This is a genomic window from Mesomycoplasma ovipneumoniae, from assembly GCF_030012565.1.
Taxonomy (GTDB): domain Bacteria; phylum Bacillota_I; class Bacilli_A; order Mycoplasmatales; family Metamycoplasmataceae; genus Mesomycoplasma; species Mesomycoplasma ovipneumoniae_D.
This window is the reverse complement of the sequence record NZ_CP124621.1, coordinates 63,826-88,934: the sequence shown is the minus strand read 5'-3', so window position 1 is coordinate 88,934 and position 25,109 is coordinate 63,826. Positions and strand designations below refer to the sequence as shown.

At 29.0% G+C, this 25,109-nt stretch carries 25 protein-coding genes; 9 read left to right on the top strand and 16 right to left on the bottom strand.

The annotated features are described in order from the left end of the window. Positions 1–58 precede the first annotated feature (58 nt). Both gyrA and QJQ40_RS00390 read left to right on the top strand, forming a co-directional pair. Complete coding sequence (gene gyrA / locus QJQ40_RS00395; protein WP_282861334.1) at positions 59–2,614, top strand: DNA gyrase subunit A; 2,556 nt, start codon at positions 59–61, stop codon at positions 2,612–2,614. 899 nt (positions 2,615–3,513) lie between these two features. Further along, a complete protein-coding gene (locus tag QJQ40_RS00390) occupies positions 3,514–3,636 on the top strand; it encodes a hypothetical protein (RefSeq protein WP_282861333.1) in 123 nt (40 codons plus the stop codon). A gap of 1,100 nt (positions 3,637–4,736) precedes the next feature. On the opposite strand, the gene rpmB is transcribed toward QJQ40_RS00390, so the two are convergent. The 6 genes from rpmB to QJQ40_RS00360 form a co-directional block, all read right to left on the bottom strand. Further along, positions 4,737–4,931 (bottom strand): 50S ribosomal protein L28, encoded by a 195-nt coding sequence (gene rpmB / locus QJQ40_RS00385; protein WP_010321263.1) that lies wholly within the window; start codon positions 4,929–4,931, stop codon positions 4,737–4,739. A 26-nt stretch (positions 4,932–4,957) separates the two neighbouring features. Beyond that, positions 4,958–5,314 (bottom strand): 50S ribosomal protein L20, encoded by a 357-nt coding sequence (rplT, locus tag QJQ40_RS00380; protein WP_252262928.1) that lies wholly within the window; start codon positions 5,312–5,314, stop codon positions 4,958–4,960. Between the two features lie 61 nt (positions 5,315–5,375). Beyond that, positions 5,376–5,570: a 50S ribosomal protein L35 gene (rpmI, locus tag QJQ40_RS00375; protein WP_010321261.1), complete on the bottom strand. Its 195-nt coding sequence runs from the start codon at positions 5,568–5,570 to the stop codon at positions 5,376–5,378. Then, a complete protein-coding gene (infC, locus tag QJQ40_RS00370) occupies positions 5,563–6,213 on the bottom strand; it encodes a translation initiation factor IF-3 (RefSeq protein WP_010321260.1) in 651 nt (216 codons plus the stop codon). Before infC ends, rpmI begins: the two co-directional genes overlap by 8 nt. Before the next feature lie 229 nt (positions 6,214–6,442). Next, the gene (gene pyk, locus QJQ40_RS00365) at positions 6,443–7,879 is read right to left on the bottom strand and encodes a pyruvate kinase (RefSeq protein ID WP_080684857.1); all 1,437 of its coding nucleotides are present in this window, start codon (positions 7,877–7,879) and stop codon (positions 6,443–6,445) included. Between the two features lie 89 nt (positions 7,880–7,968). Then, on the bottom strand, positions 7,969–8,760 hold the full coding sequence (locus tag QJQ40_RS00360) for a leucine-rich repeat domain-containing protein (protein ID WP_282861331.1): 792 nt from the start codon (positions 8,758–8,760) through the stop codon (positions 7,969–7,971). 75 nt (positions 8,761–8,835) lie between these two features. On the opposite strand from QJQ40_RS00360, the gene QJQ40_RS00355 reads away from it, so the two are divergent. Continuing rightward, positions 8,836–9,111, top strand: a complete 276-nt coding sequence (locus tag QJQ40_RS00355) for a hypothetical protein (protein ID WP_282861330.1) — start codon at positions 8,836–8,838, stop codon at positions 9,109–9,111. 48 nt (positions 9,112–9,159) lie between these two features. Here the strand turns inward: QJQ40_RS00355 and QJQ40_RS00350 are convergent, their stop codons facing one another. After that, on the bottom strand, positions 9,160–10,230 hold the full coding sequence (locus QJQ40_RS00350) for a M42 family metallopeptidase (RefSeq protein WP_282861329.1): 1,071 nt from the start codon (positions 10,228–10,230) through the stop codon (positions 9,160–9,162). 46 nt (positions 10,231–10,276) lie between these two features. After that, a complete protein-coding gene (locus tag QJQ40_RS00345) occupies positions 10,277–10,936 on the bottom strand; it encodes a uracil-DNA glycosylase (protein WP_282861328.1) in 660 nt (219 codons plus the stop codon). A 163-nt stretch (positions 10,937–11,099) separates the two neighbouring features. Here QJQ40_RS00345 and rplU point away from each other — a divergent pair, with 163 nt between their 5' ends. From rplU to QJQ40_RS00330, 3 genes are all read left to right on the top strand, one after another. After that, a complete protein-coding gene (rplU, locus tag QJQ40_RS00340) occupies positions 11,100–11,399 on the top strand; it encodes a 50S ribosomal protein L21 (protein ID WP_044284344.1) in 300 nt (99 codons plus the stop codon). A 7-nt stretch (positions 11,400–11,406) separates the two neighbouring features. Beyond that, complete coding sequence (gene rpmA / locus QJQ40_RS00335; RefSeq protein WP_010321253.1) at positions 11,407–11,661, top strand: 50S ribosomal protein L27; 255 nt, start codon at positions 11,407–11,409, stop codon at positions 11,659–11,661. 82 nt (positions 11,662–11,743) lie between these two features. Further along, positions 11,744–12,073 carry a transposase gene (locus QJQ40_RS00330; RefSeq protein WP_282861327.1) on the top strand — a complete coding sequence of 110 codons (330 nt, stop codon included), beginning with the start codon at positions 11,744–11,746 and terminating at the stop codon, positions 12,071–12,073. Between the two features lie 163 nt (positions 12,074–12,236). On the opposite strand, the gene QJQ40_RS00325 is transcribed toward QJQ40_RS00330, so the two are convergent. Beyond that, on the bottom strand, positions 12,237–13,526 hold the full coding sequence (locus tag QJQ40_RS00325; RefSeq protein ID WP_282861325.1) for a glucose-6-phosphate isomerase: 1,290 nt from the start codon (positions 13,524–13,526) through the stop codon (positions 12,237–12,239). Beyond that, a complete protein-coding gene (locus QJQ40_RS00320; protein WP_155270898.1) occupies positions 13,480–13,773 on the bottom strand; it encodes a hypothetical protein in 294 nt (97 codons plus the stop codon). Before QJQ40_RS00320 ends, QJQ40_RS00325 begins: the two co-directional genes overlap by 47 nt. Positions 13,774–13,945: 172 nt before the next feature. Here QJQ40_RS00320 and QJQ40_RS00315 point away from each other — a divergent pair, with 172 nt between their 5' ends. Beyond that, the gene (locus QJQ40_RS00315; protein WP_282861323.1) at positions 13,946–14,128 is read left to right on the top strand and encodes a hypothetical protein; all 183 of its coding nucleotides are present in this window, start codon (positions 13,946–13,948) and stop codon (positions 14,126–14,128) included. A gap of 308 nt (positions 14,129–14,436) precedes the next feature. On the opposite strand, the gene QJQ40_RS00310 is transcribed toward QJQ40_RS00315, so the two are convergent. The 5 genes from QJQ40_RS00310 to pyrH all read right to left on the bottom strand — a co-directional run bounded on the left by QJQ40_RS00310 (position 14,437) and on the right by pyrH (position 22,125). Next, positions 14,437–14,985 (bottom strand): hypothetical protein, encoded by a 549-nt coding sequence (locus tag QJQ40_RS00310; RefSeq protein WP_282861322.1) that lies wholly within the window; start codon positions 14,983–14,985, stop codon positions 14,437–14,439. A 515-nt stretch (positions 14,986–15,500) separates the two neighbouring features. Continuing rightward, entirely contained in the window at positions 15,501–19,892 is a 4,392-nt protein-coding gene (locus QJQ40_RS00305) for a PolC-type DNA polymerase III (RefSeq protein ID WP_282861321.1), read from the bottom strand. 33 nt (positions 19,893–19,925) lie between these two features. Beyond that, positions 19,926–20,849, bottom strand: coding sequence for a phosphatidate cytidylyltransferase (locus QJQ40_RS00300; RefSeq protein WP_282861320.1), 924 nt, complete (start codon positions 20,847–20,849; stop codon positions 19,926–19,928). A gap of 3 nt (positions 20,850–20,852) precedes the next feature. Then, complete coding sequence (locus QJQ40_RS00295; RefSeq protein WP_282861319.1) at positions 20,853–21,413, bottom strand: ribosome-recycling factor; 561 nt, start codon at positions 21,411–21,413, stop codon at positions 20,853–20,855. Between the two features lies 1 nt (position 21,414). After that, positions 21,415–22,125, bottom strand: coding sequence for a UMP kinase (gene pyrH, locus QJQ40_RS00290; RefSeq protein ID WP_044284330.1), 711 nt, complete (start codon positions 22,123–22,125; stop codon positions 21,415–21,417). Between the two features lie 153 nt (positions 22,126–22,278). Here pyrH and QJQ40_RS00285 point away from each other — a divergent pair, with 153 nt between their 5' ends. Then, positions 22,279–23,634, top strand: coding sequence for a hypothetical protein (locus tag QJQ40_RS00285; RefSeq protein ID WP_282861317.1), 1,356 nt, complete (start codon positions 22,279–22,281; stop codon positions 23,632–23,634). A 34-nt stretch (positions 23,635–23,668) separates the two neighbouring features. Beyond that, positions 23,669–24,196 (top strand): tRNA (adenosine(37)-N6)-threonylcarbamoyltransferase complex dimerization subunit type 1 TsaB, encoded by a 528-nt coding sequence (gene tsaB / locus QJQ40_RS00280; RefSeq protein WP_282861316.1) that lies wholly within the window; start codon positions 23,669–23,671, stop codon positions 24,194–24,196. A 12-nt stretch (positions 24,197–24,208) separates the two neighbouring features. On the opposite strand, the gene QJQ40_RS00275 is transcribed toward tsaB, so the two are convergent. Further along, a complete protein-coding gene (locus QJQ40_RS00275; RefSeq protein WP_282861314.1) occupies positions 24,209–25,048 on the bottom strand; it encodes a leucine-rich repeat domain-containing protein in 840 nt (279 codons plus the stop codon). Positions 25,049–25,109 lie beyond the last annotated feature (61 nt).

Sequence of the window (25,109 nt, the reverse complement as noted above, 5' to 3'; positions counted from 1 at the left end):
AAAAAGCCGGAAATTATGGTATAATTTTATAATTAGTATTGCTTTTAAAAGGAAATATATGATTGAGGACAATAAAAACCATAAAGATAACGAAGAAATCAAAGAAATTGATTCTAGCTTAAATAGTGAAGATGACAAATCGGACGACTCAGACCAAATTTTCGAAGTTAAACCAACAATTTTAGAAACAGTAACTGACAATATTGTTCCAATTAAAATCGAAGATGAGATGAAAGTTTCATTTCTTGATTATTCAATGTCGGTTATTGTTTCAAGGGCTTTACCTGATGTTCGTGATGGACTAAAGCCGGTTCATAGAAGAATTTTATACACAATGAGCGAACTTGGAATAACTTCAGGAACTAGTTATAAAAAATCAGCTAGAATTGTCGGTGATGTTCTTGGAAAATATCACCCACATGGTGATGTTTCTGTTTATGATTCAATGGTTCGAATGGCTCAACCTTTTTCACTACGCTACCCACTTATCGATGGACACGGTAATTTTGGTTCAATTGATGGCGATGAAGCTGCAGCAATGCGTTACACTGAGGCGCGACTGTCAAAAATTTCTAATAAAATGATTGAAGGTATTAAAAAAAATACTGTAAATTTCAGACCTAATTATGATGCAAGTGAAATGGAACCCGAAATTTTACCAGCACGATTTCCAAATTTATTAGTTTCAGGGGTTTCTGGAATTGCTGTTGGAATGACCACCAAAATTCCTCCGCATAATTTAGGCGAAATTATTGAAACTTTCATTACTTTTGCAAGAAATCCAAATATTGACATTAATGAATTAATTGAGACTCTTCCTGGACCAGATTTCCCAACAGGCGCAATAATTTCGGGAAAAAAAGGGATAAATCAAGCATATTTAACCGGAAAAGGTACTTTTTGAATTAGATCAAAAGCAAAAATTGAACATTTAAATTCAGGTAGATCACGAATTATTTTTTACGAAATTCCTTATGAAGTTAAAAAACCTTCTATTATCGAAAAGGTTGCTTTTTTAGTAAAAAATAAGAAAATTCTTGGAATTAAAGATATTCGTGATGAAAGTACTCGTCACGGAATTCGTGTTGTTTTTGATATTAAAAAAGGATTTAATCCTGAAGTTATTTTAAATAAACTTTATCACAGCACCGATTTACAAATTAGTTATTCAATAAATATGCTTGCGCTTGTAAAAGGTGTGCCAAAATTAATGAATTTAAAAGAAATTTTAACTCATTATCTTGAACACCAAAAAGAAATTAATCTTCGCGCGTTGAACTTTGACCTGGAAAAAGCTAGCGAAAGACTTAATATTTTAAGCGGTTTAAAAATTGCTATTGAAAATATTGACAATGTAATTGCTATTATAAAATCTTCAAGCTCAGACCAAATTGCTCAAGAAAGATTAGCCCAAACTTATAATTTAAATCCTGTCCAAACAAAAGCAATAATTGACATGCGTCTTGGTAGACTAACTAGTTTGGCAATCGAAAAATTAATTAGTGACATTGAAAGTCTAAAAATCGAAATTGATGAAATTAAGTCAATAATTGAATCACCTGAAAAACTAATTGAATTGATTATTACCCAACACAAAGCAACCGCTGAACAATTCAGTGATCCACGAAGATCTGAAATTATTACCGAAATTATACGACTTAACGAAGAAGATTTTATCCCCAATGAAAAAGTAATTATTTCGCTGACACAAAATAACTATGTAAAAAGGTTAAATTTAGAAGAATATCGGCTACAAAATCGTGGTGGTTTCGGTGCCTCGGTTTCAAATTTATACAAAGATGACGAGCTAAAATCTGTTTGCATTACAAACACCCACAGCGATCTTTTAATTATTTCTTCACGGGCTAAAATTTTCAAACTTCGGGCTCACCAAATTCCTGATAGTTCAAAACAAGGAAAAGGTCTCCCTTTTTTAAATCTTGTACAAGTGCAAAAAGATGAAAATATTAGTGCTTTAGTTCCTTGAAACCAGCAATACAAAGATCATTGACTTATCACAGTTTCTGCTTTTGGTTATATTAAAAAAACGGAACTTTCAGAGTTTAGTTATATTCCAAAAAATGGAAAAAAAGCTTTAAAACTTGTTGAGGGAGATTATTTAAAATCAGCCTTTATTGTGCCAGCAAGTTCTGAAATCAATATTATTTTAGCCTCATCCCAAGGACTTGTAAATCGTTGACCAATTAAATTATTACGAAATACCGGTCGGGCTTCAATCGGTGTTAAAGGAATCGCTCTTGAAGAAGGACACAAAATAGTTGGTGCTTGTTACACTTTTGGCAATGATTTTGTCTTTAATTTAAGCAAACATGGTTATGGGAAAAAAACTCCTGTTGAAGAATATCGACTAACCGGAAGAGCAACTAAAGGATTAAAAGGTCTAAACGACGAAAAGGCTGGCGATCTTATTTTTGTCGGCACAATTGGACCAGATCAGGAAGCAATAATTATCACTAAAAGAGGTTTTGCAATTAGAATTGATCTTGATAGTGTTCCAATAATTAGTCGTAGGACAAAAGGGGTAAAATTAATTAAACTGAAAGGTGAAGACGAAATAAGTTTTGTTACTTTAATTAAAAAAGAGACAAATTAATCTATCAATTTTAGACAAATTGCTAACAAATTCACAGTTAAAGAAAATTTAAGTGCATTAAAATTACAGAATCTAAAGACTTTAAAATCCTAATTTTGCATTTTGCAGTGTAATTTAGACGTTGACTTAAAGTCTTAAATTCATCCCTTTTCTTAATTTCTGACATCAAACTGGCAAACCCAGGAAAAATAACTATCAAAGAAAAACACTGAATTTTAAATATAACCATAATAAAAAAACTACTATTTAAACTCAATGCAAATAGAAAACTCGTTTTTATTTGCATTGAGCCTAAAAAAATATATGAAGTTTTGAAAGAACAATAACTAAAAGCCCTAAATTTGTAGATTTCTAAACGGTTAAATTTAAGGCATTCCATCATATTTAAAAATATAATGGATAATTCGCATTTTCTGATTTTTTAGTTAAAAAAACATAACTAAGTCCCCCTTAATTCAATATCAAAATTTATTAATTCATTCTTAAGTGAGTCTAATTATAACAGAAATTTTTTTTACAACAAGCATTTTTTTTTTTTTTTTTGCTAAAGGTCGATTTTAGAACAATAAAAATTAAGATTTTAGCGTCAAAAAATACCCGTAAATCCGGGTATTTTTTGCATATTTATATTCACTAAAAAGTGAATTTTTGCCATCAGATTGGGAAACTCAGGAATAAAATACTAAAAATTAACTAAAACAATACAATCAAAATCATTGATAAAAAGCAATAGTCTTGATTTTTGCACTAATTGGTGGCTTTAGATATGGCCTTACAAAAATAGTTATATTGAATCTTCTTTTTCAGACTTAATTAGATTAGCATCAAAAAATCGCTTTTTGATGCGGCGATATGTTCACTCAATAAATATAGGTTCTAGGATAACAGGTAGTAGAAAAATGGGAACAATAACAGTTACTAATGTTGAAATTTTTAACCAAAATGTTGGTTCATCAAGAAGAAAATGATTAAAGCATAGAAAAATTGTTGAAAAAAGAAGAATTCAAATTGATAAAATATAAAAAAATAAAATTTTCAATAAGTAATAGAAAAACTTTTTTCTGTTAAAATTTTTTTCATTTTTATTAAAAATTGAAGCAAAAATAAATGTATAAAATCAATAATAGTTCTGCATCTCAGCTACAATCCAGTCAAATTCACTAATTTCCTTGCGGTTCCTTAACTTAATATTACGATATTTAAAAGAACGTCTAGTATGCTTAGGGGAATTAATTGCTTCTGTAAAAAGGCTAATTATTGGGTAGTTATGTTGATATTTTCAACAAATTTTTCTGGATTTCTTCCTCTTTTTTTTACAATTTTCAGCGTCAACAAGAACAGAATTTACAAAAGATTCTAAATTAAAATTTTGTAAAAATTCAAAGGTTGTACTTTTATTTTTCAAATCATACTTTCAGTATAAAAATTTCTTAAAAAAGTAAATAACAAATTTTGCTCAAAAAGCATTTAAAAAAAATCCAAAAAATGCAATGAAAGAATATATCACCACATTCATAATATTCGGAAATCAAATATTATAGTCATAAAAATAATTATGTTTATTTTCAAGGCTAAAAATAAAATTTTCACCAAAAGTAAAAAAATGAACTCTGTAAACAAAAATTAACAAAAATAATGAAATGGTCAAAATGATTGAAAATAAATGAAGAATTAAATAGAAAAGTCGTGAAATTAGTCTGGTTTTATAGTATAAAATCCACTCAAAACTGTTGTATTCTACAAGTAAATCGAATAATTTATAATAGGTGTTAGTACCAAAAAATGGGATAAACAAAATTCAATTGTTGAACTTTAAATTAAAAAATTTTTCTAAACTTTCTTTCTTAAACATTGTCTAATTAAATTGGTTAGCCTCTATTTTTATACAAATTTCAAGTTGCAATTTGAATTATATCAATTATACTAAATTTCCTTTAAATTTGTTTGAACTATATAAAATTATTAAGTTAATTTTAACATAATTTAACTAGTATTAAAAGTATAAATCGCAATTTAAAATAAATTAATAAAAAAATAGACACACCTTTTTTGTGTGTCTAAATTAATGTATTTGTTTGTATATTTTTTAAGGTGATTTTTATTCTATTTAAAATTTCAGATCTTAAATTTTACCTCATTTTTGTAAGGTTTTTTTGGTTTTAGCTGAAACTTTAATACGAACTTTTTGCCCTGAGGCAGTTTTTAGTACTATTTGTTGTAAATTTAAATTAAATTTACGTTTTGTTGCATTTAGGGCATGAGAACGGTTATTTCCGCTCATTGGTCCACGTTGTGAAATTGGGTCTTTTCTTGCCATTTTTTCCTCCTGTAATAAGAAAGGGATTATTTTTGACCTTTTTCTAAAGCAATTTTAATGATATTATCAAATTCAGTTTTGCGACTAATCGCCATTTCTGCAAGCATTTTACGATTAATTTCAATGTTTGCAAGTTTGATTTTATGCATTAATTGCGAATATGAAATTCCTTGGTCACGAGCTGCAGCATTTATTCTACTAATTCATAATTTTCGAAATTCACGTTTACGCTGTTTTCGATCACGAAAAGCATAGGTTCAAGATTTAATTACTGCCTGTTTTGCAACTTTAAATCCGATTGATTTATGCCCTCAATAACCTTTTGCTAATTTTAATCAACGACGGCGACGCTGGCGCGTTACAGTTCCACCTTTGACTCTCATAATAAAATTTCTCCTTTTATATAATGTAGTTTCAAAAAATTTAGTGAATTATTTGACTTAATTAAATTAGTTTTTTTATTCTTTTGTAATCTGAAGGGTCGATTAAAGTAGCTTTTCTTGATTGGCGCTTTTGTTTTGTAGTTTTATTTTGCGCTAAATGTGAGCGATATGCATGTCCGTGTTTAATTTTTCCGGTTGCAGTAACCTTAATTCTTTTTTTCAAAGCTGACTTTGTTTTTAGTTTGATTTTAGGCATTTTTTTCCTTATTTTGAATTTCTTCGTATTCTAAAAGTTCTTTTAGCTGTTTTGAAGAAGTGAATTTAGGTAGTTTTTTGCGATCACGTTCAAGATGCATAACTAAAAAATTACCGTTTTGCGAAATTTCCTTGCTTTTTTTGGCAATGTATTTCAATTGATCAAAAAATATCTCAAGTGTTATTTTACCTTGATCAATTCGGGTAATTTCACGACCACGAAAACGAAGAGCAATTTTTACACGGTCGCCATCAAGAATAAACTCTCTAGCTTTTTTTGATTTTACAAGAATATCTTGCTTGTTAATATTAAAACTAACCCGTATTTCGCGGTTATTAGTAAAGGATTGCTTTTCCTTTTCTTCCTTTTTTTTCTTTTTTATGTCGTATCGAAACTTACCATAATCAAGAATTTTCGCTATTGGAACTTTTTGAACTTTTTCATCTTTAGTTTTTACTTCTTTAATTGAAATTAAAACTAAGTCAAGTCCTTTGGATTTTGCAAGTTCAAGCGCTTCTTTAGTCGGAGTTTTTCCAATTTTTTCATTGTCAGACCCAACTAAAAAAACGTTAGGAAACATAATATTTTCGTTAATTTGGTGATCTTGTTGTGGCTTTCTTTGAAAAAGATTTTTAGGATTCAAAATTTAAATTTATCTCCATTTTCAATGGTTTTTACTATGTTTATACAAAAATCTTAAAAAGTATTAAATTATAATTTAAACAAAAAAATAATAATCTTTGTTTGCTAGGTAAACCCAAGATCTTGCGATCTTCAGGTGAGAGCAAATCTACTTTCTGCAAATAAAAATTTGCATTATAATTATACTTAATTTTTAAATTTTCAAAAGCAAATTTTTAAAAATTTAAAAATTAATAAACAAATTGCACCATTTTTTCGTTTTCAACAACTAAAAAGGTGTCTCCCTTTTCGGCTCCAAATGGTTTTAAAACATTACGCGCTAAATTAAAGTCACTTTTTATTGCGTTAAATTCGGAAATAGAATTAATTGAAACAAAAACTGAAGATGTTATTCCAAATCCTGAAATTAATTTTTCATTATTTACAACACCAATAACGGCGGTATTTGGGCGAAACTTAGCTATTGCTTTTAAAAGTTCACCAGTTCTTGATAGAACAACAGTATATTTTATTTCATTTTCATAAGCAAGGTGAGCTAATTTGTGAGCAATTTTTGCTCGAGGACCTTTTGAGTTTTTAGTAATTACTGCCAACTGTTTTGTATAAAAAAGCTTGTTATAGAACTCTTTTTCGGCTCTTTTATTAATTACGGCCATAACTTGAACTGACTCAACAGGAAATTGTCCTTGGGCTGATTCACCAGATAACATTGTCGCATCAGCACCTAATTCAGTTGCTCAATAAACATCAGAAACCTCAGCACGAGTTGGTTGGGAAGATTTTTCCATTGAATCAAGCATTTGTGTTGCCACAACAACAGTTTTACCTGCAAAACGACATTTTCTAATTATTCTTTTTTGCTGATATGGAACTTCTTCATAAGGAACTTCGAGTCCTAAATCACCACGGGCTACCATAATTCCATCGGACAACTCGATAATTTCATCGATATTTTCAAGACCTAATGTTGATTCGATTTTTGAAATTATTTGAATGTGAGAGCCGCCGTTTTCATCTAAAAGTTTACGTAATTCCTTAACATTTTCAGCTGAATTTACAAAGGATGCAGCAACATAATTAATATTTTCTGAAATACCAAAAAGCACGTCGTTAATGTCTTTTTGTGATAAAAAAGGTAATGAAAAAGGAACACCAGGCATGTTTAGGCGCTTATTTGGTTTTAAAATGTGAGAATTTTTTGTCTTTACAACAACTTTTCCATCTTCAATTTCAACAACTTCTGATTGTAATTTTCCATCATCAAAAAGAACTCTGTCGCCAACTTTTAGGTCTTTGTCAATTTCGTGTGAAACAGTTATTACTTGGTCAGTTCCTTCAAAATTTTCATAAGAATCTTTATCAGTTAGGACAGTTAAATGTTGATTTGCAAGAATTTTTTGTGAACCATTAAGAATTTTACCTACACGGATTTCAGGTCCTTTTGTGTCAAGCATAATTGAAATTGGAATTTGAAGTTCTTGCGAAGCTTTACGAGCATTTTCGAATTTTTGGCGCTGTTCTTCATATGTTCCGTGAGAAAAATTAGCCCGAATTACACTAACTCCAGCTAAAACTAGTTGTTTTAAAACTTCATAATCTTGGGTTGATGGGCCGATTGTCGCAATTATTTTCGTTCTTTTTGAAATATAATTTTTCATTGCATTCATAATTTTTGTTTGTGTCCTTGTTTTTAGTTTTCGAATTGTTGAAAATATATAAAAAATTATTTATAATTATAATATCAAACTAAAAAATATTAGCAAATTTTTAATGTTTTTTTCAAAAAATCAGGCCCTGAACCTTCAAAATGAAGATTTTTATCTATTTTTGACTTGTTAATAAAAATTTCAAGCTCTTTTTCAGTTTGAAAATGAGGCGAAATTAAGTTTATAGTCTCTAAATTTTCTCAATTGAATGATAAGAAAATTTGGCTAACTTCAAAATTCTCAACAATAATTTTGAAGTTATTTTCAAATTTGTCAAAATTTTTAAAAAAATCAAATTTGACTTTATAGAAATTCAACAACTTACTTTCATTTTTAAAAGAAAACTCACCAAAAATATCAATTTTTTTTGGTGAGTTTCCAACAAAAGAGTAAATATCAACATTAATTTTGTTTGAATTAAATTTAATGGTTTGGATTGCATTGTCGGCAAATGAATCAGATTTAATTTGGCTAACTCATTCAGGAATTAGCAGGTTTTCAATTTGATTATTTGCAAAAACTGAGCTATTTAATACAGTTACTTTTTCAGGAATTTTAATACTTTTTATTAAATTAGATTCAAAAGCTGAATCTAAAATAATTTCAACATTTGGGCCAAAAACTACTTCCTCAATTTTATTTAACATGAAAGCAGACTCGCCAATTTTTAAAAGAGAACTTGGCAAAATTAGTTTTTTTATTGCTAAATTCATTCCTGAAAAAGCAAAATCATCAATTTCTTGAAAATTAAGTGATGATAAATCCAGAATTTTGCCTTGCAAAAATTCTGGATTTTTAATTATTTTTAATGCTTCATCGCGGGATAATGTGAAAACTTGCACTTTTTTCCTAAATTTTTCCTTTTTTAGATGTCTTTTAGCCTTTTGACTAACTTTGGATGAAAGGAGATACAAATAATGAAAAAACAACCAAATCAAAATTTCGTTAAATTAAGCGAAAAAGATAAACATGAAACTGGCGGAGCTGGTGCTTTTGCTGTTATTTCAAATGTAGCAACTGCAGTTGGAAAAATAGCGCCTGCTTTACTCGGGATTGCCGCTGTTTATCGAACTTTTACAACAGGGTCTGGCGAAATTAAAAGTGACGGTCATACTGTAAAATGAGATGACTCAAAACTTGCTAAAGCAGAAGCGGAAAAAGCACTAAAACAACCAATTTATTTTATTTATTAACTTAATTACTGTTAAATTTTTAAATATAACAGTAAGAATTTTAAACTATTATTTATAAATTAATTGTTCATTTTCTTCTTGGCCAAATTCTAAGATAAAAGCCTCGATTAAATCAGTTGCAGCCTTAATGTCAGAAATACTAATTAGGCCATATGTTGAATGTAAATAGCGCTGCGGAATCGAGATACTAACTGTAGGAGTTCCATATCCTGAATATTGGAGTTCTTCTGCATCAGTCCCTCCACCTTGAGAAACATATCGGTAAATTGGTATGTTTCTTTCTTTAGCAATTCGAAAAATAATGTCAACAAGTCTTGGATCCATCAATGTGCCACCATCGGCAATGTCAATAGCAACTCCGGCTCCTAATTTTTGCACACCAGGGATTGCATCCTCGGTATCATGTGCAGCACCTGTGTCAATTGCAAAAGCAACATCAGCTTTAATCATTTTTGCAACCATTTTTGCACCACGTGAACCGACTTCTTCTTGAACAGTTCCTACTAAAATTGGGTTAGATTTTAAATTTTTATTATGCAAACGATGAGCAAGTTCGTCAATTACAACAACTCCAGCACGGTTATCTATCGCTTTTGATGCAAAATAATCTTGATTATGCATCAAAAAACTAGGGTTATTAAAGTAAATTCTGTTTCCTATTTCAACGGAAAGATCTTGGGCTTCTTTTTTTGATCTAAAGCCAAAATCAAAGTAAAGATCTTTTACCATCAAGGCTTTTTCAATTTTTTGGCGTTCCATAATGTGAATGGAAGTATGACCAGCAACACCGTAAAATTCTTGGCCTAAAGAGTTTATCAACTTAAATTTAGCACCAATTACAGCATTTCCTCAAATACCACCAACAGATTTTACTTTTATATAACCTTTTTCGGTAATGTCTAAAACAATGAAGCCAACCTCATCCATATGTGCTGCAACAACTATTTTAGGTCCAGAATTTTGCTTTTTTTGTTGCATAATCAATGACCCAAAACCATCACGAGAATAACTTAGATCAAGACTAGCAGTTGACCTTTTTAATTCAGCAACAATTTCATCCTCATAACGGGACATTCCATCAATATCACAATATTTTTTTAATTTTTCTAATATTTGCATAACAAATTCCTTTAAACGTTTTTGATATAAAATTATACACTTTTTTCTATAAATTCCAATTAATTTGCTCTTTATTTTTCAGTTTTAAAAAATCATTCATTTTTTCAAAAACTCTTGAATTTTCTAGCGATCTTCAGAAACCTAAGGGCGAAGGATGTGAATAAAAAAATACTTTTTGAGCAGAAAAGTCCACATTTTTAAGGCAAGTTTTAGCTTTTTGACCTAAAATTAAAAAGACAATATTTTTTTTATTGGCCACAATAAAATTTATTAAATTAAGACTAAAAGTTTGTCATCCTATTTTTTCATGCGAATTAGGACTCGATTCTCTGACAGAAAGAACTGTATTTAGCAGTAAAACGCCTTGTTTTGCTCAATTTTGCAGATTTCCATCTGTTTTTGAAAAGTTTGGATATGATTTTTTTATTTCAGAAAAAATATTTTTAAGCGATGGGGGTAAAATTTTTGCTCGACTCGAAAAAGCAAGTCCATCTGCTTGTCCTTTTTGGTGATAAGGGTCTTGGCCGACAATAACTATTTTTAAATTTTCAAGACTTGTTAACTCGATGGCGCGAAATAAGTCTTGTTTTTGCGGGTATATTTGATAATTTTTGTATTCACCTTCTAATGTTTTTTCAAGTTGTTGGAAATAAGTTTTTTTTCTTTCTTGCTCTAAAAAAGTGGCAAAAGTTGGACTAGATTTCATAGGTCAAATTATAACAAACTAAAAAAATAATTTTTTTGATTTTTTAATAAAAGTGGTATAATTTTTTTGTTTATTTTGTTAAACCATCCCATACCAAAAAGGTTAAAATCTAAATAATATCAGTATTTAGTGCCTTTAGGATGATTATTCATAGGAGCATCTTATGTTTGCAATTATTAAAACCGGTGGTAAACAGCTTTTAGTTGAAAAGGATCAGACAATTTTTATTGAAAAAATTGATAAAAATGAAGGTGAAAACGTAATTTTCACAGATGTTCTTTTTATTAATGGAAAAATTGGAACTCCTTTTGTTGAAAATGCAACTGTTGTTGGCGTTGTCGAAAAACAAGGCCGTGGTAAAAAAATTGTCGTTTACCGTCACAATCCAAAATCAACTCACAAACGTAAATTAGGGCACAGACAACCCTTTACCCGCGTAAAAATAACAGAATTGAAGGGATAATTTAGAAATGGCAAAGACCAAAGCTGGTGGTTCTACCAAGAATGGCCGTGATTCGATAGGTCGTAGACTCGGTCAAAAAATCGCTGATGGACAATTTGCGCTAACTGGTTCAATAATTTACCGTCAAAGGGGAACTAAAATTTACCCTGGATTAAATGTTGGAATTGGTGGCGACGATACTTTATTTGCACTTGCAGATGGAATTGTAAAATTTCATAAAACTAGAAAGCGCAAATATGCAACAGTTATTGTTAGCGATTAAAATTTAAACTAGGACAAAAAAAGCTAACACCCAAAGTGTTAGCTTTTTTAAATTTTCAAATGCAACAAAAAGGAGAATACTAATGTCAAGACACTTTAAAAAAGAAGAGTTTGATATGATTTATAAAATTTACAATGAATTTGGAATAAAACAAACAATAAATTATATAAATGATATTTCGGCAGATACAAATTTTATAACCGGAAAACATCTAGATCTAAGAATCAAAAAAATTATATGCTATAATAATGGTATGCAAGATCAATTATTAAATAAAAAGGGTGCGAACAGAAAACCAGGGAGTGGCAAACCTAAAAAATTAATTGAACCCGATTGAAACGAATTTACAAAAGAAGAATTAATAGAAATAGCTAAGAGATATTACGAAATAACTAAAGATAAATCAGAATAAATCAAAATCAGGAAAATTTAGTGAAGCCAAAAAACTAAATATTCTCTACAACGAATAAACCAGGACAAAAAAAGCCAACACCTTAGTGTTAACTTTTTTTGTCCTGGTTTACTTTTTTAAGATTATCTCATCAAACTGGGCAACATGGTAAAACGCTAAAAAATTACTTAGATCAACCTAAATTTTTCACTAGTTCTTTTTTGTAATCTTCAACGCCAGGTTGATTAAATGGATTAACTCCGAGCAAATAAGCCGACATTGTGCATGCTTTTTCAAAAAACATTACTAAATGACCGAATGTTTTTGGCGAGCTGTCTTCAACTTGAATTACAAAATTAGGGTTATTTCCTTGCTCTGAATGCGCTAGTGTTGTTGCTAAAAATGCTTGATAATTAATTTCATTTAATGTTTTTCCTGAAAGTGTGTTAATTTTTGTTTCAAAAGTTGGCGACTTTTTAATTTCAATGTCAAATTTTGGTTTCTTTATATAAATAACGGTTTGAAAAAAATTTTTAGTTCCTGATTGAATAAATTGACCAAGTGAATGCAAATCTGTAGTAAAAATTGCAGAAGCTGGAAAAATTCCTTTTAAATCTTTTCCTTCAGATTCACCAAAAAGTTGTTTTCACCACTCATTAAAATACATTAAAAATGGTTCATATGAAACTAAAATTTCAGTTTTATAGTCATGATTTTTGTAAAGTAAAAAACGAGAAAGTGCATATTTATAGGCTAAATTTTCTTCAACAAGCTCTTTTGAATAACTCTTGTGTGCTTGTTTTGCTCCTTCAATTACCTCAAAAACATCAATTCCAGCAAATATCATTGGAAAAAATCCAACAGATGAAAGAACGCTAAAACGGCCACCAATTGAGTCAATAACTTCAAATGTTTCAAAATTATTTGCTTTTGCTATTTCTAAAAGTTCGCCAGATTTAAAACCTGTTGTAACAAAAGTCCTATTTTTTGCCTCTTTTTCACCAACTTGATCAACTAAAAATTGGTATAAAATTTGAAATGTTACTGCTGGCTCAATTGTTGATCCAGATTTGGAAATAACATTAATTGCGAATTTTTTTGTCTTTAAATATTCAAGTTTTTGGGCTAAATCTGTTGATGATAGCGAATTTCCTAAAAAAATAACCTCAGGTTTATTATCAAAAGGGCCAAGACCACCTGTAAAATCAATAGCGGCTTTTGCGCCCAAATATGAACCACCAATTCCAATTACAACTAAAATATTAATAGAGTCTTCATGTAATTTTTGGATTTTTTGCTGCATTTTTTTGATTTCATCAAAATTAACAGCGGAATTAGGAAAATCATTTCACCCTAAAAAATTAATATCAGGACTAGATTTTGAATTAATTTTTTCGTGAATTTCAGCAACTTTTTGCTGAAATTCACTATAATTCAGGTTTATTTTTGACTTTATTTCTAAACTTAGACTCATAATTTATTTGCTCCTCGCATAATTTTTGTAGATTTTTAAATCCTGATTGAGTTTCTAAAAGATGTTCGGCTTCATTGTAGTAAATTACTCTACGAATATCTAAAAGTGATGCTTTTTTGTTAAAATGAGAAATTGTCTCAATTTTTAGAATAAGTTGTTGCCCTATTTTGTAATAATTATCAATTTTTCGACCATTTGTTAGTTGTTTTGCATCTAAAAAAACAACGCCATCATAGTCATCAGGCATTGAAACCCAAAAATACTTTTTATGTAGAGATTTGATTTTACATAGTACTTTGTCACCGATATCCATATTTTACTCGCTTTTTGTTGTTTTTGTTTAATCAAATAAATTTACTTTTGTTATTTTAGAAATTTTACCAAAAACTCCGAGTTATATTAATTTTTTTAGTGTTTTATTGTTTGTTTTTGTCATACCTTGAAAATCTTCAATTGGCAAAAAAGGCCGTAAATTACGGGCTTTAATGATTTTTCAGGCATTAATATCACCAATTCCATCAAATGAAATAAATGGTGAATTAATGAATTTTCTTCTTCCTGGGTTTACCAGTTTGATGGCAAAAATTAAGACAAAGGGTTAAATTTAACACATCAAATCAGCGATCATATTTAAAAATAGGATGAGATTTCTAGTGATCAAAATATTTGAAATAGGCATGATTTCTACTTTGATATCTTAATAAATCAGTAAAAAAAGGTAATTAACTTTTGCTAAAAAAGTTAAAAAAGCATAGAAAGCTCAAGATTTTTTTAAAATTATCTCATCAAACTCGTAAACTCGGGAAGACCCAAAGTAAAATAAATTAGTAGAAAAATTAACAAAAGTGGTACAATCAAAATCATAGATAGAAATTATTTGTCTGAATTTTTCTACTAATTTTAATAATTCTTATCCTTCAAAAAGTCAAAATGTCAGCGATGTTTTTGGGAAATAAAGAACCACAGGAATAATGACATAACCTAGAAAAAGAAATAAGAGTGGTAGTAATCAAACAGCAACATCTTCTTGAAAAAGTTCATTATATAGATTCACATTTAATTGGTCTCAATAATAATATCCAGCAACTAATCAAAGTGGATATCATGTAAATATAAAATGCAATGCTGTAAAAATAAAATAAAATATTAAAAAATATTTTCATTTTTTTGAATTGATTTTTGATTCTGAATTATTAGAATTATCAGAATTAAATAAAAACACTTCCAAAATTATATGAGAATAATATCTTGGTAAATAACCTTGTGAATGTCATGAAATGTTATTTATTCACTTGATAATATTTTCGACAATTTGATCATATTGGTGTCAATTATTAATGTCAAAATAACGTGAATAAAGTTTTCTTTGACACGCAAATTTATAATATCTATCATAATCAAAGTTAGTTAAAAAACCGAATTTATTTTCTGGATTTAGTCGACCTAATTTTTGTTTCACTTTTTTTATTAAATAAAAACCGAATATTTTTTGTAAAAAACTACAAACATATGAATAAGGGAAATAAAAAATTAAGTAAGTAATTATTTCAAACAAATGCAAAATAAAAAAATTATTAAAAATTTTTAAATAAAAATGTCTTAAAAAATCTCCATTATGACTCAAACTTAACATTGAAACAATTGCGAGATAAGGGAATGGATAGCTTATTAAAAAAAACAAAATAAGCAAAAAATAATGCTTTTTTCGCTTATAAGGATTAAACAAAAAAACTAAATAGACAAAAAGGCTAAAATACAAAATATTAGACAAAAACGGGATTATTGAAAATTTTTTTGGTATTTTAAGGTTTAGAAATTTTTCAACTCTTGATCAAAAGTTCATTTTTTTAATTAACCTAAGGTAATAATTGATTGGGGAATTATATTAAACAACACAATAAAAATTTGGGATTATATAAGGATTTGACTTTACATAAAACTTTGTCACCAATATCCATAATTTTACTCGCTTTTTTAGTCAAATAAATTTACTTGTGTTGTCTTAGAAATTTTATCAAAAACTCCCAATTGTATTAATTTTTTTAGCGCTGTATTATTTGTGTCTGTCCTGGTTTGAAAATCTTCAATTGACGAAAAAGGTCGTAAATTACGGGCTTGAATGATTTTTCGGGCATTAATATCACCAATTCCATCAACTGAAATAAATGGTGGAATTAATGAATTATTTTCTTTATTAACAATTCAATTTTGGGCATCTGACATTAAAAGATTAACATTTTCAATTTCAAATCCTCGTAGTTTTAGTTCAAGACTGATTTCTAAAAAGGGAATTAAATCCTTTTCTTTTGGGGTTAAACCTTGACCTGATCCGTTTACATTTGTTTGCTTTTGTTGTAGTGTCAGAATTTTAGCCTCAATTTTATCCGCCGGTTGAATTAATGTATCAATATCTTTAACATCAGGTCTGATAGAAAAATATGATGAATAAAATGCAAGTGGGTGATATAGTTTAAAATATGCGATTTTTCAGGCTTTCATTGCATAAGCAACCGCGTGGGCTTTTGGAAACATATAGCCAATTTTTTGCAATGAGTCAATATACCAAGTTGGCACTTTTTTTTCAGTTAAAATATCAATTTCATTTTGTGTAAGTCCTTTTCCTTTTCGAACTTTTTCCATAATGTTAAAGGCATCAAGATGATCTAGTTTCATTCTTAAAAGATAAATCATAATGTCATCACGACACGAAATTACCTCGTTAATTGCGTGGTTTTTTTTGGAAATTAGCACTTCAGCATTATTTTGCCAAACTCCACCTCCATGAGCCAGACCACAAACTGCAACAATATCAGCAAAAGATTTTACTTTTGCAACTTGAAGCATTCTTCTGACAAAAGGAGTCCCAAATTCTGGAATTCCAATTGTTCCCGTCTGTTCGCCAAGCATTTGACCTGGTTGAATACCTAATTCTTTTGCAGTCGTAAAAAGTGATAAGATTTTATCGTCACTTTTTGGAATTTGATCCGATTTTACGCCAGTAATTTCCTCTAAATGAAGCAAAATTGTTGGATCATCATGCCCTAAAATATCTAGTTTTAAAAGGTTATCATGAAGCGCATTATAATCAAAATGCGTTGTTTTTCAGTCAGATTTTTCATTATTTGCTGGAAAATTAATAGGGGTAAAATCTTCTATTTCACGATTTTGAGGAATAACTATAATTCCACCAGCGTGTTTTCCTGATGTTCGTTTTACACCTTGGGCTTTTGTAGCTAGAAAATCAAGAAATGTGTTTGTAAAATATGAAACTTCACGGTTTAGATCAAATTTTGAATCATACATTGCCTTAAATTCGCCCAGTTTTCTTCCTAAACCAAAAACAGTTTTTTCGGCATTTGTCAAAATAGTTCCGGCACGAAATGTTTTATCTTTTCCAAAAAGATCACGAACAAAATCGTGCATTTTAAGTTGCGTCTCACCTGAAAAATTTAGATCAATGTCAGGAACTTTTTCGGCATTAAATCCTAAAAAAGTCTCAAAAGGGATGTTATGACCGTCTTTATCCATAAGTTCACCGCAATTTTGACATTCTTTGTCTAACAAGTCATATCCTGATAAAAATTCTTGTGAGTCAAAGAATTCCACTTTAGAACATTTTTGGCACAAATAATGCGGTAAAAGTGGGTTTACATCTGTAATTCCGGTCAAATATGCAACAATAGAAGAACCTACTGACCCACGAGAATCGACAATTGCACCTTGAGATTTAGCTTCATCGACTATTCGCTTTGAAATTCAATAAACAACGTGAAAACCGTGCTGAATGATTGGAATAAGTTCCTTTTCTATTCTAGTTTTGATTATTTCTGGCAATGGATTCCCGTATTTTTTATATGCATTTTTGTAAACATTTTCTTTTAAATTAACTTCAGAATTATCAAATTCTGGCGGGTGAAGACCGGGTTTGATAATTTCAATGCTATCTGAAATTGAATTAGCAATTAAATTAGAGTTTTTTACCACAAATTCGTCAACTAATTCAGGATTTTGTAAAAATTCAAACTGTTTTTTTAACTCATCAGTTGTAAAAAAATGTTTATCGGGAAAAATATGACTGTTTTTAGGGTCTTTTCGTTCTTTTTCTTGATGATCGAACAAATGATGGTTGACTCCGCCGACACCTTTTGCATAAATATAAAGTTCATGAAAAATTTTTTCACGAGACTGGCAATAACGAACATCACCAATTGCAACAGCTGGAATTTTTAATTTTTTTGCTAAATTCAACAAGTTTTTTATCAAATCTTCAATCTGGTTTTGTGTAAAAATTTCACGTTTTACCAAATGAACAAACGCAGTTGGAGGTGGAACTTCGATAAAATCGAATATTTTTTCAAATTTTTCAACACTGTCGGGTCCAAAATAAAGTAAATTCTGGATCAAAAGCGAATCGATTCCTCCTGAACCTACCAATAAATCAGGATCTTTTTCCATTTTGTCATAAAAAATTAATGGACGGGAAATTAAATTTTCTGTGTTTGCTAGCGATACTAATTTATAAAGTTTTTTTAGACCGATTTGATTTTTGGCTAATATTGTCAACTGTTTTGGGAAAACTTTTTCTGGACGAATATCAAAAATTGAGTCTTTTACTGATGAAAGTTGCTCTAAATCTTGAATATTTTGGTTTTGCAATGTATTAAGAAAATTTCTCCAAACATTGGATAAAATTTGCGCATCATAATCCGCCCGGTGAGCTACCTCATCATCATAATAAATTTCAAATCTTTTTGCAACATTTTTAAGACTATGACTTTTTTCTGAAGGATTCAAAAAACGACTTACTTCGAGCGTATCAATAATCGGATTTTCCACTGATTTTTGTGCATGTTTTTTAAAAAATTGATTTAAAAAATTAAAGTCAAAATTTGCATTATGGGCCACTAGAACCGAATTTTTGATAATTTTTTCTATTTTTTCAACAGCATCACCCGGCAAAATGGCAAATTCATCAATCATTTCCTGGGTAATTCCAGTAATTTTCGTAATTAAATGTGGTATTTTTTGTGATGGTTTAATAAAAAACTGATGTTTTTCAATTTCAATTCCATCTTGAAAAACAAGCGCACCAAATTCAATAATTTCATTATAATATGATGAAAGTCCGGTTGTTTCTAAGTCAAAAATGACAAATCTAGCTGAATTTAGTTGCTGATTTTTGCCGTTAAAATTTAAAACTTTTTCGATTTTTGATGGATATGTTGAAAAAGTTGAACCGTAAATAGGTTTAATATTTGTCGATTTAATAGCAGCATAAAACTCAGGAAAAGCTTGGACTGAATCTAAATCAGCTATTCCAACTGCCGAATATCCATTTTTTAATGCATGACGAACATATGCACTTGCACTTGCGATTCCGTCCATAGTTGATTTTCAAGTTCTAGCGGCAATTTCGACTCTTTTTTCACTAGCAGTATCAATATTTTGCTCAGGAAAAAAGTCAGATGTTTCTATTTTAGTAATGTCAGACAAAGTTAGATCAATATTTGACTTATATCGCGAAGTTGTGTCCTTGATTTCAGCGCGAATTTTTACTAAATCGCCAACTTTTAAGTCAACATTTTGATTTGCTCGCAAAAATTTATCAACAACAACTGCTTCTTTGTATTCATAGTCATTTACATAAATTTTTAAAATTTGACCACCGTTTTTTGATTTTATTGTTGAAATTTTATAAATTTCACCGTGGAATTCGACATTCGAATTCTTATGTGAGCGAATGAATTTTAAATTAATAAGCTCAAAATTACCGCTTTTTTTTGAGGTTTTTTTCTTTCTAACAGAAGTTTGAGGTGGTGAAGTGTCCAAAACACTTTCTATAGCTAAATTTAATTCTTTTTGAGGTGGTAATTGCCTGTTTTCAAGTATAAATTCTAGATCTAAATGAATTAAGCCAATTTTTTTTATTATTTTCAACAATTTATTTTCGTACTCTTTAAAAGAATCATAGCTTTCTGAGTCTCAAAAAAAAATTTTAAATTTAGCAGCACCGGCTCTTACGATTTCTTTATCTGTAAAAAAATTCCTAGATTTTGAAATCGTTTGCATTAAACCATTTAGATATTCTAATAATTCGTGATCATGAAAATTATTCTGTTCAATTTCATAATTAAAATTAATTTTGCAACTGAAAATTGAGGCTTTTTTATTAATTGTTGAAATTAACTTAATAAATGAATATAAATCAAAAAATTTTGGTAGGGTAGTTTTTTTTAGTATTGCAGAAAATTCATTTGAGGCATTATCTTGGTTTGAATTTTCATTTTGAATTATTCGAACATCATCTCAGTCTGGCGGTATTTGCCAATTAACTCACTCACAAAATTTTTTGAATCTTACATTCATAGCCACCCTCATTCTTTTTAAAAAAAGAAAAAACTAAATTATTAGAATAATTGTAAAAAATGATAGAAAAACAAAACTAATAGAGTCAAGACGGTCAAAAATTCCACCATGACCCTTAATAATTTGTGAAAAATCCTTTATATTCAAGTATCTTTTTATAACAGAAAAAAATATGTCCCCAAAAATAGCCACAATTGGCAGAAAAATTATTGCCAAAATTTTAAATAGTAGTCAGTTATTCAAATTAATTCCGAAATTTAGATTTAAAAAAATTAATAAAGTAAAAATTAAGGAAAAAATGAAGGAAAAAATGAAGCCTTCCATTGATTTTTTAGGAGAAAAATCAAATTTTCAAGCAAATATTTTTCTTCCAAAAATTGAGCCAAAAATATAGCCAAAAATGTCGGAAATTACAGCGATTAAAACTAAGGAAATAACTAAAAATACATTAAAAGTGTTTAAAAGTCATAAAAATTTAAAAAATAATGTAACTATAAAAATAATTATAAATTTAAGTAAAATATCGGAAAAAAAACGCGAATTGGTTTTTTGTTTAGAATCCATAAATCTAATAACTATTAAAAAAGGTAAAGCAAAAAAAATATGATAATCTAAAACTTGTTCTCTTGCAAAAAATTCTATTGAACTTCAACTAAACTCAACGTCTTTAGAAAAATATATTTGATTTAAATTAAAATTTGAAGGTAATAAAAATAGTAAAAAACCTAATGATGCAGATATTGCAGCAAAAATTTTTTTGGATTGAAAGTGAAAAAAAATTTCGTATAAACTATAAAATAAAATAAATGCTAAAACACCAAAGGAAATTATTCGCCCCCAAAAATGTCAATAATAACCTACAAATAAAATTGGAGCAATTATTGCGATAATAAAAACTGAGGATAAAAAGCGATATAAAAATTCCTTAGATGTAAAATTTGGGAAAAATGCCCGCATTTTTTAAATAGTTTGAATTTCTTTTACTTTTTTTTCGTAAATTTCATCAATTTTTTCTATTTGTGAATTGATTGTTTTTTGAACCTGGTTGAGATAGTCTTTTTCTTGATCCTCAGAAAGCTCTTCTTTTTTTATTAATTTATTAACATCTTGACGAATTAGACGTATTTTAACTTTGGCTTCTTCGTGTATTTTTTTTAATAAATGAACACTTTCCTGGCGTTTTTGCTGTGTTGGTTCAGGAAAAATTATACGGACTTGGTTAGCTTCTTTTTGAACTTGAGCATCAATTTTTGATGCAACTATTGCGGTTGCAATTTCCTTTACAAGTGACATTTCATACGGTCTTACTAAAAGTTGTAAGGGTACAGGGGTTGAAATTGATGCAATTTCATTAATTGGGGTTAGCGTCCCGTAAAAACTAACTTTAATATGGGAAATTAATTGGGGATTTGGTGCGCCAACGCCTACTTTTTGGAAACTTTTTTCCAAATAGGAATAAACATCTTGCGCTTTTTGTTCTAGAATTTCTTTATAAAAATTGAATTCAATTTCAGATTTCATTTTAATAAACCTCCGTATGTTTGATTTGGCCTTTTATTAATTTTACAATGCTATTTTCTTCTTTAATGTCGAAAATTAATAATCTAATCTTGTTATCGCGCGCCATCGAAAAGGCTGTTGAATCCATTACTTTGAGATTTTTTTCAATAACTTGATCATAAGTAATTTTATCATATCTAATCGCATTTGGATTAATTTTAGGGTCAGAATCAAAAACCCCGTTTACATTATTTTTTCCAACTAGAATTAAATTTGCATCCATTTCAGAGGCAAAAAGGGTAGCGGCGCTGTCTGTTGTAAAAAATGGACGACCAGTTCCACCCACAAGAATTAAAACATGACCATCTGAGAGATATTTAATAGCTTTTTCTCGAACAAAATACTCACAAATTCGAGGATCCAAACTCATTGAAGACAAAACGCGAGTTTTAATTTTCAAATCGCGAAAAACTGAATCAAGGGCCAGACCATTCATTACCGTCCCAAGCATGCCAATATAATCGGCAGTATTTCGATTTATTCCGTTTTTTGCAGCAGAAGTTCCACGCCAAAAATTTCCACCGCCAATTACAATCAAAATTTTATAACCTAATGCTTGAATTTCTTTAAGTTGATGGCCAATTCGACCGACAAGTTCATAATCAATTGCGAGTGATTTTTGTTTGTTAGCTAGACTTTCACCCGAAAGTTTAATTAGAATAGTTGACTTCATGTTATCTCAAAAAATTTTATTTAATTATACTTTATTTTAATCGATTATTTACAAAAAAGGAAAAATTTAGGAAAAAAGTGTTGATTTTACTTTTTTTAGTCAAAAAGTAGTCTGATTATTTAATTATGTGTGAAGAAAAAGAAGAAGGAGATCATGATGAAAATTAAGGGAATTTTTAAGCGACTTATTTTGCCTAGTTTAACAATATTAAGTCCTTTTTTGCTTTTTAGCCAAAAATCTGGTGATTTTCACCAGTATCAAAATTCAAGTTTTGATTTTAAAGAGCTTGCCTCAAACTTAAATTTTGATGCAAATTTAAATAAAGTAAGTAGAAATGTTAAAGTTGGAGTTTTTATTGAAGAAAACGGGGACGAAAATAACAATGATTTTAACAATTTACAAGCAATTTTTCAGTTTTTTGCTCCTAATTCAAATTTAATTATTTACCGTTTTAAAACTCAAGAACAATGAGCGAAAGGTCTTTCACATTTTGAAATTGTGGGTGTTGAGATGGTTTTGCACTTGTACAAGGAAAAAAGAACTTTTTTAAATGAATATTTTTCAAACGGGAGAGACTTAATAAAATTAGGAGATTTTCTTGATTATTGAAGCGGTAAAACTGGAATCATAAATTTTTTTGACGGAAGCAGAACTCTAGGCGATGAAATTAACAGTAATTTTAGCTTTTTTGCAAAACAGGATGACAGATTTAAAAAGGATTCGCGGCTTTTTAATTATGTCAAAAATTTTGGCAACAGCACTGGAGTGGTAAAATCAAACCACTTTATACTTCCGGAATTAAAATTTTCATATCAATTAAATATCCGCGATTCAAACATAAAATTTTACTCAGCTTTTCTACTTTCGGCTATTTTTAGCTCACTTTCATCAAGTTTTGACTCTTATGAAAGTTTAAAAGAAAGAAATCTGAAAATAATTTCAGCCTTATCATTAACGGCTCAACCCTCAGAAAATAGCAATTTAGGATTTAACGGTGCCCATTCAAGTGAAGGTTTTGGATTTATAAATTACAAAGATGCCTATTTTACTCTGGAACAAGGCAATTATTTGTACAATAATTATGATGGAAATGAGTATGTAAGTGAGCCTTTCGAACTTTTAAAAGGACAAAAATTTTCAGCACTTATTTTTAATGATAGATTTTCTGAAAAAGAAGTTGTTGGGGAATACTTATCGGGATTTAGCGGTTTTTTTTATAATTTTGGTAAAACACTCCGTGATGGAGTGAGTAATTTGCTTTATGGTCAGCCAAATTATAAAACAAATGATTTTGATATTTCAATCGAAATTTTTCACGGAAGTTGAGAAAAAATTATTGAAGCAAACTCAGATATAAGTCCGTTTAACAAAATTAGCTTTAAATCTTTTGAAGACGGGAAATACCGAATTAGAGTTTCTAATGTAAATTTTCAACCTGATAAGCCAAGAAAATACTTTTTGACATGAAAAAGATACCCCGCAGAATTTCGTTCTAATGTTTATAGTTAAAAACAAAATTTTGTATTAAAATATATTTTTAATTATGAAATTTTTTATTGATAGTGTAAATAAAGACCTAGTTTTAGCAATTTTTGACAAAAATTTCGACCTTGTTGATTCTAATATAGTTGAAATTAAAAATAAAGCTGATTTGCTTCCTGAATTAGTTCGAAATATTTTGTCAAAAAATAATCTAAAAATTACAGATTTTAGCGATTTTTACATTAATTTAGGCCCAGGAACATTTACAGGATGCAGAGTTGGACTGACATTTTTTAGAACTCTTGCCCAATTAGGCAATATAAATCTCTGAACTTGCTCAACTTTTAACCTTTTATCCTTTGAAAAAAAGGAAAAAAGGCAATATTTTATTAGTTATAGTAAAAATTCACAGTTTAGCGCCTTTGCTCATAACGGTCAATTAGTCTCTGAAATTTCAGATATTAAGACCAAAAATGGGCCAGATGATCAAGTTGATTATCATTTAATTTTAAATAATTTTGCTCAAGCCCAAAAATTATTTAAAAAAGAGGAAAACTTAGTCAATGTTTTCCCTTTTTATAACAATTAGTTTAAAAAAAAATTAATTAAATGGTGAATTAAGAGAGCTTAATTCAGGAAGGTTCTCGAAATTTTCGTTATTTTTTATAACGTTTTCTTTAAAAGCTGATGTTCCAATTGTAACTGGTTTTGCACTTTTGCTGAATTTTACGGTTTCAATTTTGTTAGATTCAAAAGCGCTAGTGAAAATCTCGATTAATTTAGTATTTTGACTAAAATCAAGATTTTTAATTTTATTATCAAAAAAAGCGCCAGTTTGAATAATCTCTAAATTCTTGGAGTTTGAAAAATCGACCTGTTCTAGGTTATTTTTAGCAAAAGCTTGCTTACCTATTGAAACTAAAGATGAAGGTAAAACTAATTTTGTTATGTTATTTCCTTGAAAAGCAAAATCACCAATTTTTTTCAAATTTGTTGCTTTTGAAAAATCAAGTTCCTGAATTTTTTCTTTATCAGTTAGATTTGCGCTATCGGCATAAAATGCATAATCTTCAATTTCAGTTAGTGTTTCTGGAAAAATTATTTTTGTCAAAAAATAAAAATTTACCTTAGTTTCTTGTGGTTTTTGCGTATTTTCGCTATTTTCTTGATTAGTTTGATTCTGATTTTGAAGAGTGGTTTTTTGATAAATCCGTGATTTTAGACTAAAAAATGCAGATTTGTCAATTTTTGTTAGCCCAGAATCTGATAGATCAAGCACAAAAGAATTTGTTGACTCATCAATTTTTACATATTTAGAATCAGTTTTATCTATCGAAGAAAGAAGTTGTTCTGCCTGAGATGGACTTTGGCCGCATGCAGAAAGTGCAATCACTGGTGATAACAGCGCTAATGTTTTTAATATTTTTTTAAACTTGAACATAAGGTAAATTTTACAATAATAATTAGTAAAAATATTAAATTAGAAACTTTTATTGACAAAA